Annotated in this window: 1 protein-coding gene; it reads left to right on the forward strand. The window is 52.0% G+C overall.

Annotated elements, in window-relative coordinates:
• Window positions 1–641: ABC transporter substrate-binding protein (locus HMPREF3168_RS10865; protein ID WP_246825719.1), on the forward strand; the 641-nt coding region annotated here is incomplete at both ends.

The following is a 641-nucleotide window of genomic DNA, read 5'->3' on the forward strand; positions in this document are numbered from 1 at the left end:
TCAAGAACCCATACTACTGGGACAAGAAGAGCGTCAAGCTCGACACCATCAAGTGGACTGTTCAAAAGACTCCATCAACTGCCTACAACCTCTACCAGTCAAACAAGCTGGACGCGACTGCTTTGGACTCTTCACAAACCAAGCAATTGAAGAACCAAAAGGGCTACACCGAACTTAACCAAGGTGCTACCTTCTACCTGCAATTCAACATTGCCAAGAACAAGTACCTGGCTAATGCTAACGTCCGCAAGGCCCTGTCACTGGCTGTCAACCGGAAGGGCCTGACCACCACTCTGGGCGGCAACAACCAGCCAGCCGACACTTTGACTCCAACCCAATTGACCAACGTCAACGGGGAAGACTACACCAAGCTGATCCCAAGCTCAGCTGAAAGCCTGTACCCGGCTAACCCGAACAAGAAGGAAGCCGTTAAGTACATGAACAAGGGCTTGAAGGAACTGGGCGTAAGCAAGTTCAGCTTCAAGATCCTGTCTGATGACACTGACGCCGGCAACAAGACCACTGAAGCTCTGCAGTCTAACTTCGAATCAACCTTTGGCGACAAGGTCAGCGTCAGCGCGCAAAACCTGCCGTTCAAGACCCGTCTGTCCCGGTCAACTGCCGGCAACTTCGACATCGTT

Source organism: Lactobacillus sp. HMSC08B12, from assembly GCF_001808415.1.
Taxonomy (GTDB): domain Bacteria; phylum Bacillota; class Bacilli; order Lactobacillales; family Lactobacillaceae; genus Lactobacillus; species Lactobacillus delbrueckii.